We start from the raw sequence: 18,605 nt of genomic DNA on the forward strand, positions 1-18,605 counted from the left end.
GAAATGAAGATGAAGGAACTGCACCTCACTATTGCGGTGCTGTTCCGAATTCTTTATTTCTTTTTATTTTTCCCCTTTTTAGAGTTTCATCTAAGGAAGGGAAAAGATGTAACTAATAGGGAAGGAAGATACATAGCAAAAGTAAAATTAGTAAATAGGTAGATCTAGTTTCTATGGTTGTTGCTAAAAGAATTGACTTTGATTACAAAGTTATTGGGAAATTACCATCTCAGATTTCAATTGAAACAAGAGGTAGAGTGCTACAGGCTATCGCCACATATGGACTTTTACAGGAGGAATTTATCATAAGGGGAATGGTAGTAGTCACCAGAAATAGACAAGGTCTGTGGAATTAGGTTTCAGAAATAAAGACTATTTTAAAAAATTCTGAAATATTATTTTAAGTGAGTGTTTTCTCTTGACTTGGAGTTTACTCTAAGGTTTATAATGAAAGAAAGAGAAATGAGGTAATGTAGTATGAAAGCAGCAACGTTTATTGAACCAGGTAAGATGGTTATTACTGAACGTGAGAAACCATGTATTGAAGCAGGTAGTGATGCTATTATTAAAATTGTCAGAGCTTGTGTGTGTGGCTCGGATTTATGGTGGTATCGGGGTATTTCAGCTCGTGAATCTGGGACTTATGCAGGCCATGAGGCTATCGGGATTGTAGAAGAAGTCGGCTCAGAGGTTACAACTGTTGCTATTGGTGATTTTGTCGTTGTTCCGTTCACTCATGGCTGTGGCCGGTGTGCTGCTTGTAAAGCTGGCTTTGATGGCAATTGTACTAATCACGTACCTGGGAAAAATACTGGTTACCAGGCAGAATATCTTCGCTATACGAATGCTGATTGGGCTTTGGTTAAAATTCCTGGCCAGCCCTCAGACTATTCTGAAGAGCAACTCAATTCCTTATTAACTTTATCAGATGTCATGGCTACAGGTTACCATGCAGCAGTAACAGCAGAGGTTAAAAAAGGGGACACTGTGGTCGTTATGGGTGATGGTGCTGTTGGACTCTGTGGTGTTATTGCCACCAAGCTTTTAGGGGCAAAGCAAATCATCGTTATGAGTCGCCATAAAGATCGGCAAGCTTTGGCTTTAGAGTTTGGTGCTACTGATATTATTGCTGAACGTGGTGATGAAGCTGTAGAAAAACTTATGGCACTCACAAATGGTGAAGGTGCAGATGCTATTTTGGAATGTGTTGGCACAGAATTATCAATTGAGACAGCCATAAAACTAGGGCGTCCAGGGGCCATTATTGGTCGTGTCGGCGTTCCACAAAAAGAAGTGATGAATACCAACGAGCTCTTTTGGAAGAATATTGGTTTACGTGGTGGCATAGCTTCTGTAACAACATTTGATAAAGAAATCCTACTACAAGCTGTTTTATCAGGAGAGATTAACCCTGGTAAAGTTTTTACTAAAAGCTTTTCATTAGATGATATTCAAGCTGCCTACGATGCCATGGATAAACGTGAGGCTATTAAGTCACTGCTTATTGTTAATCAGTAAGGGAGGTCACTATGCATATCAAAAAAGTGAGTGAGCTCACAGGTGTTTCAGCTGATACCATTCGATATTATGAACGAATTGGACTTATTCCAATAATAAGGCGTAGTGAGTCTGGCATTCGGAACTTTTCCGAACATGATGTCAATGTCTTAGAGTTTGTTCGATTCTTTCGAGGTGCAGGGGTTTCTGTTGAATGTTTAATTGATTATATTAGTTTGGTAGAGCAAGGTGATGCTACAATTAAAGCACGACTCAGTATTTTACAAGAGGAAAAAGAGGGTTTAGAAGGTCGCATAGACACTTTGCAAAAGGCTTTGAAACGACTTAATCATAAAATTGAAAACTATCATAATAAGGTAGTTCCACGGGAACACGAATTGTTTGATAAGGATGAAAGCGAGGAATAGCGATGTGTGAAGAAGTGAAAAATGGACTCTTTGCTATAGGCGAAGAAAATCCTTTTGGACAGTTTTTATTGGGCAATCTTTTCTCAATACATTGGCAAAATCTCCTGATGGAAAAGTATCAGTAGGGAATGTGACTTTTGAGCCTGGATGCCGTAATAATTGGCATGTTCATCTAGATGGGTTCCAAATTCTACTAGTAACAGCAGGTCAAGGCTGGTATCAAGAAGAAGGTAAGGAAGCACGCGCTTTGAAAGGGGGAGATGTTGTGGTCACTGATAAAGGAATTAAGCACTGGCATGGTGCAAGTAAAGATTCTTGGTTCTCACACATTGCTATTACCTCAGGTGCCAGTGAATTTTATGAAGCAGTAACAGATCAGCAGTACCAGAGTGTTGAACACTAGAAAGGAGGTCTCCAATGGTGGAAAAAGTGACAGCAGGTCGCGAGATTTTGGGCGAATTTGCTCCTACATTTGCAGAATGTAATGATGATATCTTATTTGGCAAAATCTGGTCGCGTGAAGCAGAACTATCAGCTAAAATCCGTTCGATAGTAACAGTATCAGCTCTTATTTCGGGTGGTAACTTGGAACAGTTAGATCATCACTTACAACGTGCCAAAGACAACGGCGTTACCAAAGAAGAAATGTCAGAGATAATAACTCATATTGCTTTTTATGTTGGTTGGCCAAAAGCTTGGTCTGCTTTTAACCGTGCTAAAGTTATTTGGTCAGAAACATAGCATTTAGAGGTCGTTATCACATCTTTTTGAAGGAGGTTTATAGTGGAGTATATTAAATTAGGACAAACAGGTTTAGAAGTATCAAAACTGTGTTTAGGCTGTATGAGTTTTGGAGATGCTAGTAAAGGCTTTCATTCAGGATGGTTATTAGATGAAGAAGCCAGTCGCAAGATTATCAAGAAGGCCTTGGATATGGGCATCAATTTCTTTGATACGGCAAACACTTACGCTGCAGGAACGAGTGAAGAATATTTGGGACGTGCTATTAGAGATTTTGCTGATCGTGAGGAGATTATTATTGCGACAAAACTCTTCTTCGGTGATGGTCAACATGAAGGGCGCAATACCAAGGGTTTGTCTCGTAAAGCCATTTTTAATCAGGTCAATGCTAGTCTCAAACGTTTAGGTACAGATTATATTGATTTACTCTACATCCATCGTTGGGATTATACTACACCTATTGAGGAGACCATGTCGGCCTTGAATGATTTAGTGAGGACTGGGAAAGTTCATTATCTGGGGGCATCGGCTATGTATGCTTGGCAATTCCAAAAAGCCCAAAATATAGCTGAAAAAAATGGCTGGACCAAGTTCTCCGTGATGCAGAATCATTACAATATGCTATATCGTGAAGATGAGCGTGAGATGATACCTTATTGTCAAGATTCAGGTGTAGCCTTGGTTCCTTATAGTCCTCTAGCAGCTGGCCGTGTCGTTCGTGATTGGGATGCGGAGACAGCTAGGAGTAAAACAGATCAGACGGCTATGTCAAAATATGATAAGACACAAGAGCAAGATAAAGAAATCGTGAAGCGGGTTGCCCAAGTGGCTGATGCGCGTGGGGTTAGTCGAGCTCAGGTTGCCTTAGCATGGCTCTGGCAAAAAGGTATTCACTCCCCAATCGTTGGTGTAACGAAAGAAAAATATTTGGATGATTTCATGGGCGCCTTTAACTTAGTATTGACACCAGAGGAAGTAGAGCTTTTGGATGAGAAATACTTACCTCATAAAATTGTCGGCGCCATCTAATAATCACTAGTCTTGCAGATCTGCAAGACTTTTTTTACATTTTACAATCTTTAGTAAAAGTTTTATAATAGTCTGCAGAAAAGGAGGCTCTATGTTATCAATCCAAAAGAAGATTCCAGGTATTCTCATCTGTTTGGCGATTGCTGTTCCGGCTTGGATCTTAGGTCAAGTTCTGCCTATTATTGGTGGTCCTGTTTTTGGGATTTTGTTAGGTATGTTTCTAGCTTTCTTTTACCACAATCGTGAGAAAGGACAAGTTGGGATAGCCTTTACCTCCAAATATATTTTACAAATAGCGGTGGTTCTTTTAGGTTTTGGACTTAATTTGACACAAGTTGTGAAAGTTGGTCTTTCTTCTTTACCTATTATTATTTCAACTATCGTGACAGCATTACTTGTTGCTTTTTTCTTACAAAAAGCTTTAAAGATCGATGTCCATACAGCAACTTTGGTTGGGGTTGGTTCATCTATTTGTGGTGGTTCAGCTATTGCTGCAACAGCACCAGTGATTGGTGCTAAAGATGATGAGATTGCAAAGGCTATCTCTGTTATTTTTCTTTTTAACATCATTGCTGCTTTGCTCTTTCCGAGTTTAGGGCAACTGATAGGCTTGTCCAATCATGGCTTTGCGCTCTTTGCTGGTACAGCTGTTAATGATACATCGTCAGTTACAGCAACTGCAGCTTCATGGGATGCTTTGCACCAGGCTAATACTTTAGATGAAGCAACCATTGTTAAATTAACGCGGACATTAGCTATAATTCCTATCACTCTAGGCTTAGCTTCCTATAATCTTAGAAAAGAGAAACACTCACAGGCTCAGAAGAATTTTAGTTGGAAAAAAGCATTTCCAACCTTTGTTCTCTTCTTTTTAATTGCTTCGTTAATTACAACTCTGGTATCAGCTTTGGGTATTCATCTAGTTTTATTTGAAGGCCTAAAAACACTCTCAAAATTTTTCATTGTCATGGCTATGGTAGCTATTGGTCTCAATACTAATTTGGTTAAATTAGTTAAAAGTGGTGGGAAAGCTATTACCTTGGGGGCTATCTGTTGGATTGCTATTACTATTGTGAGCCTTCTTATGCAGATTTTATTGGGAGTTTGGTAGTTCAAACTAGTCATTGAAAAATGGCTGATTTTTTAGATATACTCTTATTTGGTGAGCTCATGCCAAGACTTGCAGGAGCTATGAACTTTTGATAGTCTATTAATGTATAGAAAGATTTTATATGAAGGAGGTGGGTCTGATGGCTGTCCTTAAGAAGGTAGTCTTTTTTAGTTTAGAAGTCATTGTCTTTACTGTTTTTATCTTTAACGTAGCAACGTTGTTTCCCATTCCTTACCTTGGCTCCATTGCTAACCATTACACGGTCCCTTATGTTCGAGTCTGGCTTCCTCTCTTATTTATCTTATGTTTCATTAGTCTGTATGTTTCACTAACCCATAAGAAGAGTAAGTGGCCCCTTTTTAATGCCATTATTGCTTCCTTGAGTTTAATCATGGGCATTTATATTATCATCATGATTCAGACCCATGTTAATCAGCTGGGTGGTGGCATTTCTTTTTTAAAATCCTATCAGATAGAAGATACTTCAGGTATTTCCGTGGATGTTAAGACTTACAGTAGCTCGGAATTGGGAGATGTTAAACTAAACGTCTACTACAAGGAAAATAATGTAAAAAATAAGCCAGTTCTTGTCTATATCCATGGCGGAGGCTGGATTGCAGGGCACCGTTCTTCTCATTCTTACTATTGGAAAAGTTTTGCCAAAGACAATTACGTAGTGGTCAGTTTAGACTATGATCTTTCTAATAAACATCGGCACCTATCTGATAGTACAGAAAAGCAACTAACTAAAGGCTTTGCTTGGATTGCTAACAATATTGAAAATTATGGTGGTTCCACTGAACGTTTATATACGACGGGAGTTTCAGCTGGTGGTAATTTGGCTCTAGAGCTCTCTTATAAAATTAATAGTGGCGTCTACAAATGGGCAGATGGCACTAGATTGCCTAAGATATCAGCGGTAGCCGTTTCTTATCCTGTGGCTAGTCCAAAAGCTTTTTACGAGAATAGTGACCTGGTTAAGGGAGATATCGCCAAGTATATGGTTGTGTCTTATTTAGGGGGGCGTCCAGACCAGTTGCCAAAAAAATATGCTCAACTGACGCCCAAAAATGCTATTTCGCCTCAAAGTCCACCAACCTTGTTAATGGCAGGACAGCGTGATACCTTGGTTCCTCAGGAACCCACTTACCATTTAGCCGAAGTTTTGACAGAAAAGAAGATTCCAAATAAACTAGTTATCATTCCTTTTACAAATCATGCCTATGATCGGATTGATGGGAACTTGGGGAGTCAGGCTTATTTAAACTTAAGTAAAGATTGGTTTAAAACGTATCCTGAAAAGGCAGGTGACCATAAGCACTAAACTATTTTCTAACAGTCAATTATGTTAAAATGAAACTATAAACAAGGCCACTTATCAGTATCAAAAAGGAGATTTTGTGAGAAAATATTTACAAGAATTTGAAAAAGAAGTTTCAGACTATTTAGAGATGATTTTATCCTTCATCTTGATGCTTGCTATGGTTTTTTTTGCCTTTTCGCTTTTGAAAGATATGACGGGTTTTATGTCAAGTAGCGTAGATGATTTAGAATTATTTGATCTAGTCCTAGCGAGAGCAATGGCCCTAGCAGTTGGTATCGAGTTGATAAAGATGATTTCAAATCCTAGCCCTCAAACGGTGATTGAGGTACTTTTATTTGCCTTGACTCGTCAGATAATTGTTGACCATCCTAGTATGTTGAATTTTCTGTATGGTATCATAGCAGTAGCTGTTTTGTTTGCTATTCGCAGGTATCTTTTTGTCAGAATGGATAATGCAGCACATATGATTGTTCGCGGTAGTTATAAACTGAAGATGATTAATATCTTGGCACGGACTAACATTCCAGGTGAAAAAGAGGATACTCTTTGTAGTTTTATGTCTCGCAAGCTAGAGGCTGATGATAAGACCATTTCCGTCGGTGCTATTGTCTATTTAGACAACCTAGCCTTGAGAGTTGACAAAATGCATGGCAATACCATAAGCCGAGTTGAAATTATTAAATATCATTCATAATAAGAAGTAGCTTAGTTGAACTGGGCTACTTTTTTGTTGGACACTAAAGATATAGAAGTCTTGCTGGTTGAAGCTCTACTTTTTCTGAAAATTAACCAGAAAAATCGTAAATCTTTTAAAAGTTAGGTGAACTAGATATCAAACTATTAATCGTGAGTAATAACATAACTACTTTAGGAGGAGTCGTTTATGAAAGAAAAATTGAATCACTTACAACCCTATACTATTTCGTTGTTAAGGATTGTATCAGGTTATATGATTATGTGTCATGGTGTAGATAACGTTTTTGGACTTTTTGGTGTCAAAGTTCCTCCAGCTTCTTTAATGAGGATTGGTGGATTAATTGAATTAGGTGCAGGTTTATTTTGATTATGATTGGACTTGGAACACGGATAGCTTCCTTTATCTTTTTGTGAGAAAATGGAAGTTGCTTATTTTATGTTTCATGGGCTAGCAGGAAACATTTTCTTCCTTTCTGTCAATAAAGGGGAACTAGCAGTTTTATATGCCTTTGTTTTCACAGGAAGTGGCAGGTTAGCTCTTGATAATTTCTTGTCAAAAAAGATAATAATTAGCAAATAAGAAGAAGAGGCTTTTAAAAAGCCCTTTTTTAATGTGAGATAGTCGAATATAGATTAGAGTTAGCAACTGAAACGCAACTAAATGATGAGGAGATTGATAGAGGCTTATGATAACTCTTACTTACACGGAGAAGGCTAGTATTCTGAGGCTTTCATTGTTTTTTATGTTATAATAGTTGCAATTTCGCTCAATAACCTTTTGAAAGGATTTCTATGACATATCGATTTTTATTATTTGACCTTGATCATACTCTACTAGACTTCGATAAGGCAGAAGATATCGCCTTAACAGCCTTATTGGAAGAATGTAAAGTACTAGATATTCAAAGTTACAAAGAGTACTATAAACCTATGAACAAAGCAATGTGGAAAGGACTAGAGCTTAAATTACTAAGTAAAAAAGAGCTGGTTAATACCCGTTTCACCAAATTATTTGAACATTTTGGTCGAACAGTCGATGGTGTTTATCTAGCCGAAAGATATCAGGCACATCTTCAAAATCAAGGACAAAGCTATCCTGGTGCTAAAGCCTTATTAGAGACCTTGAAAGCAAATGGCTTTGCTATTTATGCGGCGACTAATGGCCTTAGTCAAGTCCAAACTAGTCGTTTGAAAAAATCGGGGCTGGCAGAATATTTTGAAAAAATTTTTGTTTCGGAAGTTTCTGGTAGCCAAAAGCCGGATAAATTTTTTTATGACTGGATAGGAGAACAAATTCCAAACTATAACCCCGCAGAGACTTTAATGATTGGTGATAGTCTAACTGCTGATATTCAAGGTGGGATAAACGCTGGTATTGATACAGTTTGGTATAACCCCAAGCAATTAGAAAACAAAAGTTCTGCTCAGCCGACCTATCAAGTGCGTAATTATCAAGAATTACTAGTCATTCTTCAGGTGGCTGACAAATAGCTTATTAAAAGAATAAAGTTATATTTGAGACAGCTCGCGCTGTCTTTTTTAGACAAGAAGAGGCTCTGTTAGCAATTGTTTTTTGGAACAAATTTAAAATTTTTTAGAAAATATTAGATTTCCATAGCGTTTTTTTGAAATCGGTATCATTTTCTGATAGACTTTAATTAATAACAAAAGGAGGCTTATTATGGCGTATAAAACAATTTACCCTTTTACAAATGAAGTTCTTAAGGAATATGAGAACACTAGCGATGCACAATTAGAAGAGGTGCTTGAGACAGCTCACAAACTTTATAAAAAATGGCGTCAAGAAGACCACTTAGAAGATCGTAAAGAGCAATTACACGAAGTTGCTAGTATTTTACGTCGTGACCGTGATAAATATGCGGAAATCTTGACTAAAGATATGGGGAAACTTTTCACTGAAGCTCAAGGTGAAATTGAACTCTGTGCTGATATTGCCGACTACTACGCTGATAATGCTGATAAGTTCTTAGAAGCAACACCACTTGCTACTGATACAGGTGAAGCATACTATATCAAACAATCTACAGGTGTTGTTCTTGCAGTTGAACCATGGAACTTCCCATATTATCAAATCATGCGAGTGTTTGCGCCAAACTTTATCGTTGGTAATCCAATGGTTTTAAAACATGCTTCGATCTGTCCGTGGTCTGCTCAATCTTTTGAAGAGTTAGTTATTGAAGCGGGAGCTGAAAAAGGAGCTTTTACTAACCTCTTTGTCTCTTATGACCAAGTTTCGACAATTATTGCTGACAAACGTGTTGTCGGTGTCTGCTTAACTGGCTCTGAACGTGGTGGTGCATCCATTGCGGAAGAAGCAGGTAAAAACTTGAAGAAAACCACTCTTGAACTAGGAGGTGATGATGCCTTTATCGTCCTTGATGATGCTGATTGGGATGAATTAGAAAAAGTGCTTTTCTTCTCACGGCTGTATAATGCTGGTCAAGTATGTACCTCTTCAAAACGCTTTATCGTTCTTGAAAAAGACTATGACCGTTTCAAAGAACTATTGACTAAAGTCTTTAAAACGGCTAAATGGGGTGACCCAATGGATCCAGAAACAACTTTGGCACCATTGTCATCAGCTCAAGCTAAAGAAGATGTTCTTGCTCAAATTAAATTAGCTATCGATAAGGGCGCTGAATTAGTTTACGGCGGTGAAGCCATTGACCACCCAGGTAACTTTGTCATGCCGACCATCATTTCTGGTTTGACAAAAGATAACCCAATCTACTATCAAGAAATCTTTGGCCCTGTTGGCGAAATCTACAAAGTGGCTTCAGAAGAAGAAGCTATTGAAGTAGCAAATGATTCTAATTATGGTCTTGGTGGAACAATCTTCAGTAGTAATAAAGAACACGCAGAAGCTGTAGCCGCTAAAATTGAAACTGGGATGTCCTTCATCAATTCAGGTTGGGCTTCACTTCCAGAACTTCCATTTGGAGGCATAAAAAATTCAGGTTACGGCCGTGAGTTGAGTGAACTAGGTTTCACCGCATTTGTCAATGAACATTTAATCTACACACCAAAAAAATAAGATAGTTGGCTAAAATAAAAGAAGGCTTAAAGGGAAACTTTTAAGCCTTCTTTTTAAGAAAGGAGATGCCATGGACATCAAAGTCTTTGCTACTGATATGGATGGAACATTTTTAAATAGTCAACACGATTATGATCGTCAGCGTTTTGCTTATCTTTTTGAAAAAATCGATGCTCAGCAAAAGCATTTTGTAGCGATTAGTGGTAATCAGTATCATCAGATTAGAGAATTTTTCCCTGGCTACGCTGATAAGATGACCATTGTTGGAGAAAATGGGGCCTATATCGTTGATAAAGGACAGCTTCTGAAAACTTTCCCATTGAATAATGATATTGTCAGCACTGTTATTGATTACCTTTATGTTAATAAGCTAGCAAATCGAGCTCTAGTATGCGGGGGAAAATCTGCTTATATCCTAGATTCTGCTAGCGCAGCTGATAAGGAGATGTTTTCACTTTACTATACTGAACTAGTAGTTGTTGAGTCTTTTAAAGCTCTGCCTGCTGACAATATCCTAAAATTTTCTTTCAATAGCTCTATTCCTGAGACGCAAGCAGTTGTTGAGTCATTGAATACGCGTTTAGATGGACAGGTTCTAGCGGTGGAAACGGGTAATGGGAATGTTGATGTTATTGGTAAAGGTGTCAATAAAGGAAGTGCTTTGAGATTTTTACTTGATTATTGGAAGTTATTGCCAAAGAATCTAGTTGCTTTTGGAGATAGTCAGAACGATTTAGAAATGTTGGCTATGACTGACAATTCATATGCGATGATGAATGCGACTGAGAAGTTTAAAGAAGCAGCATCTTTTATCACTTCAAGTAATGACGATTGTGGTGTGATGGCAGTTATGGAAAAACTTATGGGTATTTAAAATAGGATCAGCCTTTTTAGAGTTAAAAGTGTAAAAATTTGGTAAAATAAGGACATGAATGAACTGATTAAATACAAATTAGAATTGCTACCAGATAGTCCTGGTTGCTATTTGCACAAAGATAAAAACGGCACCATTATTTATGTCGGAAAAGCTAAAAATCTCCGAAATCGTGTTCGCTCTTATTTTAGAGGAAGTCATGATACTAAAACCGAGATGTTGGTGTCAGAGATTGCTGATTTTGAATTTATAGTAACAGGGTCAAATACTGAGGCTCTACTTTTGGAAATTAATCTGATCCAAAAGAATATGCCTAAGTATAACATTAAACTCAAAGACGATAAGTCCTATCCTTTTATCAAGATTACAAATGAGATTTTTCCACGTTTATTAATTACGCGCCAAATTAAAAAGAATGATGGTCTTTATTTTGGCCCTTACCCAGATTCCTATACAGCCAATGAAGTTAAAAAGCTTCTTGATCGGATTTTCCCTTTTAAGAAATGTACCAATCCAGTCAATAAAGTTTGTTTTTACTACCATTTAGGCCAATGTAACGCTCATACAATTTGTCATACTGATAAAGCTTACTGGGATGGCTTAGTTGAAGATGTTAAGCTTTTTCTAAATGGTAAGGATGATAAAATTGTTGATAACTTAAAGGAAAAAATGACTGTTGCTGCTGAGAATATGGAATTTGAGCGGGCTGCGGAATTTCGTGATTTAATTTCTGGGATAGCTAAGCTTCGGACCAAGCAACGGATTATGAGTAAGGATTTAAAAGACCGTGATATCTTTGGTTACTATGTGGATAAAGGTTGGATGTGCGTGCAAGTTTTTTTTGTTCGTCAAGGAAAACTTATTCAGCGGGATGTGAATATGTTTCCTTACTATAATAATGCAGAGGATGATTTTTTGACTTATATTGGTCAATTTTATCAGGATAAACGGCACTTTATCCCAAGCGAAATCTTTATCCCTTCAGAGGTGGATCAGGCATTGGTTGAAGCAATTGTTCCTACCAAAATCATCAAACCTCAAAGAGGAGAAAAGAAACAATTGGTTGCTTTAGCAACAAAAAATGCCCGTGTCAGCCTGCAACAAAAATTTGACCTTTTAGAGAAAGACTTGAAGAAGACTCAAGGAGCCATTGAAAGTCTTGGTCAACTCATGGGAATAGCTCGTCCTGAAAGAATTGAAGCTTTTGACAACTCTAACATTCAAGGAACAAGTCCTGTCGCGGCAATGGTGGTTTTTGTTGATGGTAAGGCTAGCAAACAAGATTACCGTAAATATAAAATTAAAACGGTACAAGGTCCAGATGACTATGCCAGTATGCGCGAAGTGATTTATCGACGTTATAGTCGCGTTTTAAATGATGATCTGGTTGCACCTGATTTGATTATCATTGATGGTGGTCCTGGTCAGGTCAATATTGCAAAAGATGTGGTTCATCGTCAACTAGGTCTTTCCATTCCTATTGCTGGTTTGCAAAAAAATGATAAGCATCAGACACAGGAATTGCTGTTTGGTGACCCGCTAGCTGTTATTGATTTGCCGAGAAACTCAGAAGCGTTTTTCTTGCTTCATCGGATTCAAGATGAAGTTCACCGCTTTGCTATTACCTTCCACCGTCAAGTACGAAGTAAGAATTCATTCTCTTCGAAATTGGATGGGATTGAGGGTCTTGGTCCAAAGCGCAAGCAAGCATTGTTGAAACATTTTAAGAGTCTAACAGCCATTAGTCAAGCTAGCTTAGATGATATTACCTCTTTAGGAATTCCTCAAAAAGTGGCACAGTCTTTACTGGCATCCTTTGCCAATAAGGAGGCATAGGAGAAACACTAATTAGTAGTAAATGGTTTTTTAAAAAGTCAAATGACCTAAAATATGGTAGAATAAACTTTGAAAATACTTTAAACAGATTGGAATTTTGTCTATGAAATTTCTCGAATTAAACAAAAAACGACATGCTGTCAAGTCCTTTAATGATAAACCTGTTGACTATAAGGATTTGCGAACAGCAATTGAGATTGCTACTTTAGCCCCTAGCGCCAATAATATTCAACCTTGGAAGTTTGTTGTTGTTGAAGATAAAAAAGCCGAATTAGCTAAAGATATGGTTCTTGGTAATAAAGTACAGATTGAGCAAGCTCAGTACGTCGTGGCACTTTTTTCGGATACTGATTTGATTCAAAGATCTCGGAAGATAGCACGGATTGGAGTTAAATCACTTCCTGATGATTTGATTGGTTATTATATGGAAACTCTACCACCACGTTATGCTAAATTTGATAAGCTTGAGAAAGCGGAATACTTGTCCTTTAATTCTGGTCTAGTTGCAATGAATTTAGTCTTGGCTTTGACTGATCAGCGTATTGCTTCTAACATGATTCTAGGTTTTGACAAAACAAAGACCAACGAGATTTTAGATATTGATAAGCGTTTTCGTCCAGAAATTTTGATTACTGTTGGTTACACTGATGATGTGGTTGAACCAAGCTATCGTTTACCAGTTGATGAATTAATTGAACGTCGTTAAAGGCCGAGAAAATTCTGTTCAAACGTGTTATAATAATAGTATTAAGTGGATATTCAAAGATAAGTAAGTTGTAGATAATACAACTTATTTACCTTTTTAGAGATGAAGGAGAATAATTGATGATTGATTTTAAAGCTGAAGTTGAAAGCCGTAAGGAAGCGATGCTTGAAGACTTAATTCATTTACTTCGAATTAATTCAGAAAGAGATGATTCCCTAGCTGATGACAAACACCCATTTGGGCCAGGTCCTGTCAGAGCCTTAGAGCATTTCCTAGCTATGGCTGAGCGTGATGGCTATAAAACACGTAATATTGATAATTATGCTGGTGATTTCGAATTTGGAGAAGGAGAAGAAGTGCTCGGTATATTCGGTCATCTAGATGTTGTTCCTGCTGGTAGCGGTTGGGATACTGATCCTTATGAACCAGTTATCAAAGACGATAAAATTTATGCGCGTGGTTCTTCAGATGACAAAGGACCGACCTTAGCTTGTTACTATGCTTTGAAAATCATTAAAGAGTTAGGCTTACCAGTTTCTAAAAAGGTTCGTTTTGTTGTTGGTACTGATGAAGAATCTGGGTGGGGGGACATGGATTATTACTTTGCTCATAATGGGTTAAAAGATCCAGACTTCGGTTTCTCACCTGATGCTGAATTCCCAATTATCAATGGTGAAAAAGGAAATATTACTGAATATCTTCATTTTAGTGGGGAAAATAGCGGTGCATTTGTCTTGAACCGTTTTGAAGGTGGTTTACGTGAAAATATGGTTCCAGAATCAGCTACCGCTTTAATAGAATCAGCTCATCCCTTTAATGTTTTGTCAGCAGCATTTGAACAATTTTTAGCTGAACAGCAAGTAGAAGGTGAGCTTAAAGATCATGGTCAAGAAGTAGAAGTGACAATCATTGGTAAGTCAGCTCATGGTTCGACACCTGAGTTAGGTATCAATGGAGCTACGCTCTTGGCTAAATTCTTGAGTCAGTTCTCATTTGAAGGTCCTGCTGAAGCTTTCTTACGCATTGCCGGAATAACACTACATGAAGATTTTGATGCTAAAAAACTTGGATTAGCTTACACAGATGATAAAATGGGTTCTTTAAGTATGAATGCTGGTGTCTTTAAGTTTGATAAGACTTCAGATGATAATACTATTGCCTTAAACTTCCGTTATCCAAAAGGAATTGATGCTCAAGTTCTTAAGGTAGGTCTTGAACAACTTAAAGGAATCAAAGAAGTGACCTTATCTAGCCATGAACATGTGCCACATTATGTACCGATGGATGATGAATTGGTTGCAACCCTCCTTAAGGTGTATGAGAAACAAACAGGACTTGAAGGCTATGAACAAGTGATTGGTGGTGGAACATTTGGACGTCTCCTTAAACGTGGCGTAGCATTTGGAGCGATGTTCCCTGGTGATGAAAACACTATGCACCAAGCGAATGAATATATGCCATTAGAGAATATCTATAGATCAGCTGCTATTTATGCGGAAGCTATCTATGAATTTATTAAATAATAAAAGGAGCCTCAGGGCTCCTTTTAGAACGTAGACAAATTCCTAAAAATAAAAAATTGAATAGACTTGCGTAAAATGACAAAATATTAAACTCTTAGAAATGTTGATTTTCCAATGTTTCTGAGAGTTTTTGATTTTCATAATAAAGAAAAAAGATTGAAGAAAATTGTCCAAAATGGACTTTTTCTTCAATCTGAAAGGTGCCTCAGGGCTCCTTTTGTTATTTAATGGGAAATTTGTTCTTTTTCCCATACAGTATTATTTGCGGGTTGATGTCAAAAGATTATTTTCCTAGACAGAATTGACTAAAAAGCTGAGTGATGAGTTCATCTGGTGCCGCATCACCAGTTATTTCTCCTAGGATTTCCCAAGTCCTAGTGAGATCTACTTGCAGTAGGTCCACTGGCATGCCCATTTCGAGGCCATCATTAACAGCTTGTAAACTTTGAAGAGCTTGTTCAATGAGTGAAATATGGCGAGCATTAGAGAGATAGGTAGCATCTTGCTCTACTAGGCCTGCATTATCAAAGAAGAGTTGATTAATGCGGTCTTCAATCATATCAATGTTTTTATGTTGCAAGACTGAAATAGGGATAAAATCTGAGGGTAGCTGGTCAGTTTCTATTCTTTCTGGCAAATCGGTCTTGTTAAGTAAAATAAGGCGATTGCTTTCTTGACTTAATTCCAGTAACGTCCGGTCTTGGGGGGTCAAGGGTTCTGAAGCATTAAGAACTAAGAGGACTAAGTCTGCTTCCTTTAGAGCCTTTTTAGAACGCTCGACACCAATTTTCTCAACGAGGTCATCTGTATCACGGATTCCGGCAGTATCAATGAGTTTAAGGGGGACTCCTTTGATATTGACATATTCCTCAATCACATCTCGTGTAGTTCCAGCAATATCAGTAACAATTGCTTTATCTTCACGCAGTAAATTGTTTAAGAGACTAGATTTCCCAACGTTAGGACGGCCAATAATAGCGGTAGAAAGACCTTCACGCAATATCTTACCACGTCTTGCTGTGCGCAGTAGATTCTCAAGTAGCGTTTGAAATTTTTGGGTCTCTTCGCGCAATAGTGCTGTTGTCATTTCTTCAACATCATCATATTCAGGATAATCAATATTAACTTCAACTTGAGCTAAGGTATTAAGAATTTCTTGTCGGGTGTTGTTAATGAGCTGTGATAGGGAGCCATCTAGTTGTTTAACAGCAATGTTCATTGCCTTGTCTGTTTTTGCTCGAATAATATCCATAACAGCTTCAGCTTGTGTTAAATCGACACGGCCATTCAAAAAGGCTCTTTTTGTAAATTCTCCAGGTTCGGCCATACGAGCTCCTTGTTTAATCAAGAGCTGTAAAATTTCATTGGTGACAGCAATGCCACCATGGGTATTTATTTCAATCACATCTTCTCTAGTAAAAGTTTTAGGAGCCAACATGACAGTCACCATAACTTCATCAAGGATTTCTTGATTAGCTGGATTAATAATGTGACCATAGTTGATGGTATGAGAAGCTACCTCGTGTAAATTTTTGCCTTTGAAGACTTTATTTGCGATATTAAGGGCATCTGTTCCTGATAAACGAACAATCCCAATTGCTCCTTCCCCTAGTGGGGTTGAAATTGCTGTAATGGTGTCAAATTCTTTAGTTATACTCATTCCTTTATTTTAGAATAAGTCAGTTTAGAAAGCAAGGCTTTGGTTCAAATAGCTATTAGCTGTGCTATTTAAAAATTAGGAAAAAAATGGGAATCTCATTAACAAGTTGGCGCTTTCATGATATAATATAATTCCAACATGCAAAACTATTCAGGAGGAAACATGGAAGCACTTAAGAAAATTGCCGGTGTTACTGCTGCGCAATATGTCACAGACGGTATGACAGTCGGTTTGGGGACTGGTTCGACGGCTTATTACTTTGTCGAAGAAGTGGGGCGTCGGGTTAAGGAGGAGGGTTTGCAGATTGTTGGTGTTACTACTTCTAGTAGGACCACTAAACAGGCGCAAGAGCTAGGCATTCCTTTAAAATCAGTTGATGAGATTGACGTCATAGATGTTACTGTTGACGGTGCTGACGAGGTTGATAAAGCCTTTAATGGCATTAAAGGTGGCGGTGCTGCTCTGTTAATGGAAAAAATCGTTGCTACCCCAACAAAGGACTATATTTGGGTTGTTGATGAGTCAAAAATGGTTGAACATTTGGGAGCTTTTAAAGTTCCTGTTGAGGTAGTTCAATACGGTTCAGAGCGGCTTTGTCGTGTTTTCGAAAAAGCTGGTTACTGTCCTTCCTTTCGTATGAAAGATGGACAAAAACTAGTGACAGATATGCAAAACTACATTATTGATTTAGATATGAAGTGCATCGAGAATCCTTTTGCATTTGCTGAGATACTTGATGCTACTGTAGGTGTTGTGGAGCACGGTTTGTTTAACGGTATGGTTAATAAAGTCATTGTTGCTGGTAAAGATGGTGTCCAAGTTCTTGAAGCACCTACCAAAAATTAAATTCGTTCATCATTTTATAGGTTTTTGGGAGCCAACCGTAACCTCCCATAGAATGGAGACAAAATGTCCAAATTTAATCGTATTCATTTAGTTGTACTTGATTCCGTCGGAGTTGGAGCAGCCCCTGATTCAAACAAGTTCTTTAATGCTGGTGTTGCAGATACCTCATCTGATACTTTAGGCCACATTTCAGAGAAAGTCGGTTTAGATGTGCCCCACATGGCTAAAATTGGGTTAGGAAATATTCCTCGTGAGAATCCTTTAAAAACGGTTGCAAAAGAAGAAAATCCAATTGGTTACGTGACCAAATTGGAAGAAGTATCATTAGGTAAAGATACGATGACAGGCCACTGGGAAATTATGGGCTTGAACATTACAGAGCCTTTTGACACGTTTTGGAATGGCTTCCCTGAGGAAATTTTAACCAAAATAGAAGAATTTTCTGGGCGTAAAGTTATCCGTGAAGCTAATAAACCTTACTCTGGAACGGCAGTTATTGATGATTTTGGACCTCGTCAGATGGAAACTGGGGAATTGATTATCTATACTTCAGCAGACCCTGTTTTACAGATTGCAGCACATGAAGATATTATTCCACTTGAAGAATTATACAAAATCTGTGAGTATGCCCGCTCAATCACTTTAGAACGTCCAGCGCTGTTAGGTCGTATTATTGCTCGTCCTTATATTGGAGAACCAGGTCATTTCACACGAACTTCAAATCGTCATGATTATGCAGTATCACCTTTCCAAGATACAGTTCTTAATAATTTGGCCAATGCTGGTATTTCAACCTATGCAGTAGGTAAAATCAACGACATTTTCAATGGTTCTGGTATTACCAACGATATGGGTCATAATAAATCGAATAGTCATGGTGTAGATACACTTATTAAGACATTGCAATTACCTGAGTTTGAAAAAGGAATGTCTTTCACGAACCTTGTTGACTTTGATGCCATGTATGGACACCGTCGTGATACAGAAGGCTATCGTGATTGTTTACAAGAATTTGATAATCGTCTACCAGAAATCATGGAACATATGAAAGAAGATGATCTTCTATTAATTACAGCAGATCATGGTAATGACCCAACTTATGTAGGAACAGACCATACACGCGAGTATATTCCTTTATTAGCTTACTCTCCATCATTTAAAGGAAATGGAGTAATACCTCAAGGGCACTTTGCGGACATTTCAGCTACAATTGCTGAAAACTTTGGTGTCGACACAGCTATGATTGGTCAATCATTCCTCTCAGACCTAGTCTAATGAC

The 18,605-nt window shown here is 37.9% G+C and carries 17 protein-coding genes and 1 pseudogene; 17 read left to right on the plus strand and 1 reads right to left on the minus strand.

Annotated features, from left to right (window positions below):
- Nucleotides 1-477 precede the first annotated feature (477 nt).
- The 15 genes and pseudogenes from FGK96_RS03430 to pepV all read left to right on the plus strand — a co-directional run bounded on the left by FGK96_RS03430 (nt 478) and on the right by pepV (nt 14,820).
- Nucleotides 478-1,518, plus strand: coding sequence for a zinc-dependent alcohol dehydrogenase family protein (locus tag FGK96_RS03430; protein WP_138081373.1), 1,041 nt, complete (start codon nt 478-480; stop codon nt 1,516-1,518).
- Between the two features lie 11 nt (nt 1,519-1,529).
- The gene (nmlR, locus tag FGK96_RS03435) at nt 1,530-1,925 is read left to right on the plus strand and encodes a stress response transcriptional regulator NmlR (protein WP_138081375.1); all 396 of its coding nucleotides are present in this window, start codon (nt 1,530-1,532) and stop codon (nt 1,923-1,925) included.
- Between the two features lie 2 nt (nt 1,926-1,927).
- A pseudogene (locus FGK96_RS03440) lies at nt 1,928-2,328 on the plus strand (cupin domain-containing protein).
- A 14-nt stretch (nt 2,329-2,342) separates the two neighbouring features.
- Nucleotides 2,343-2,666, plus strand: a complete 324-nt coding sequence (locus tag FGK96_RS03445) for a carboxymuconolactone decarboxylase family protein (protein WP_138081378.1) — start codon at nt 2,343-2,345, stop codon at nt 2,664-2,666.
- Between the two features lie 42 nt (nt 2,667-2,708).
- Nucleotides 2,709-3,695 carry an aldo/keto reductase gene (locus FGK96_RS03450; protein ID WP_138081381.1) on the plus strand — a complete coding sequence of 329 codons (987 nt, stop codon included), beginning with the start codon at nt 2,709-2,711 and terminating at the stop codon, nt 3,693-3,695.
- A 91-nt stretch (nt 3,696-3,786) separates the two neighbouring features.
- A complete protein-coding gene (locus FGK96_RS03455; protein ID WP_138081384.1) occupies nt 3,787-4,806 on the plus strand; it encodes a YeiH family protein in 1,020 nt (339 codons plus the stop codon).
- A 139-nt stretch (nt 4,807-4,945) separates the two neighbouring features.
- On the plus strand, nt 4,946-6,130 hold the full coding sequence (locus FGK96_RS03460) for an alpha/beta hydrolase (protein WP_138081387.1): 1,185 nt from the start codon (nt 4,946-4,948) through the stop codon (nt 6,128-6,130).
- A 76-nt stretch (nt 6,131-6,206) separates the two neighbouring features.
- A complete protein-coding gene (locus FGK96_RS03465; protein ID WP_138081390.1) occupies nt 6,207-6,824 on the plus strand; it encodes a hypothetical protein in 618 nt (205 codons plus the stop codon).
- Nucleotides 6,825-7,013: 189 nt separating this feature from the next.
- Nucleotides 7,014-7,193: a hypothetical protein gene (locus FGK96_RS10550; RefSeq protein ID WP_232045791.1), complete on the plus strand. Its 180-nt coding sequence runs from the start codon at nt 7,014-7,016 to the stop codon at nt 7,191-7,193.
- A gap of 425 nt (nt 7,194-7,618) precedes the next feature.
- A complete protein-coding gene (locus FGK96_RS03475) occupies nt 7,619-8,317 on the plus strand; it encodes a YjjG family noncanonical pyrimidine nucleotidase (protein WP_138081393.1) in 699 nt (232 codons plus the stop codon).
- Between the two features lie 190 nt (nt 8,318-8,507).
- Nucleotides 8,508-9,881 carry an NAD-dependent succinate-semialdehyde dehydrogenase gene (locus FGK96_RS03480; protein ID WP_138081395.1) on the plus strand — a complete coding sequence of 458 codons (1,374 nt, stop codon included), beginning with the start codon at nt 8,508-8,510 and terminating at the stop codon, nt 9,879-9,881.
- 70 nt (nt 9,882-9,951) lie between these two features.
- Nucleotides 9,952-10,755 (plus strand): Cof-type HAD-IIB family hydrolase, encoded by an 804-nt coding sequence (locus FGK96_RS03485; protein ID WP_138081398.1) that lies wholly within the window; start codon nt 9,952-9,954, stop codon nt 10,753-10,755.
- Between the two features lie 54 nt (nt 10,756-10,809).
- A complete protein-coding gene (gene uvrC, locus FGK96_RS03490) occupies nt 10,810-12,591 on the plus strand; it encodes an excinuclease ABC subunit UvrC (RefSeq protein ID WP_138081401.1) in 1,782 nt (593 codons plus the stop codon).
- Between the two features lie 103 nt (nt 12,592-12,694).
- Entirely contained in the window at nt 12,695-13,297 is a 603-nt protein-coding gene (locus tag FGK96_RS03495) for a nitroreductase family protein (RefSeq protein ID WP_138081404.1), read from the plus strand.
- Nucleotides 13,298-13,416: 119 nt separating this feature from the next.
- Nucleotides 13,417-14,820, plus strand: a complete 1,404-nt coding sequence (gene pepV / locus FGK96_RS03500; RefSeq protein WP_138081407.1) for a dipeptidase PepV — start codon at nt 13,417-13,419, stop codon at nt 14,818-14,820.
- Between the two features lie 283 nt (nt 14,821-15,103).
- On the opposite strand, the gene mnmE is transcribed toward pepV, so the two are convergent.
- On the minus strand, nt 15,104-16,480 hold the full coding sequence (gene mnmE / locus FGK96_RS03505) for a tRNA uridine-5-carboxymethylaminomethyl(34) synthesis GTPase MnmE (RefSeq protein WP_138081410.1): 1,377 nt from the start codon (nt 16,478-16,480) through the stop codon (nt 15,104-15,106).
- A gap of 162 nt (nt 16,481-16,642) precedes the next feature.
- Between mnmE and rpiA the strand changes: the two genes are divergently transcribed.
- Together rpiA and FGK96_RS03515 are read left to right on the plus strand one after the other, a co-directional pair.
- Nucleotides 16,643-17,326 (plus strand): ribose-5-phosphate isomerase RpiA, encoded by a 684-nt coding sequence (rpiA, locus tag FGK96_RS03510; protein WP_138081413.1) that lies wholly within the window; start codon nt 16,643-16,645, stop codon nt 17,324-17,326.
- Between the two features lie 63 nt (nt 17,327-17,389).
- Complete coding sequence (locus FGK96_RS03515; protein WP_138081416.1) at nt 17,390-18,601, plus strand: phosphopentomutase; 1,212 nt, start codon at nt 17,390-17,392, stop codon at nt 18,599-18,601.
- Nucleotides 18,602-18,605: the final 4 nt, after the last annotated feature.

Origin of the sequence: Streptococcus porcinus, from assembly GCF_901542335.1 — a bacterium.
In the GTDB taxonomy this organism is placed as follows: Bacteria; Bacillota; Bacilli; order Lactobacillales; family Streptococcaceae; genus Streptococcus; species Streptococcus porcinus_A.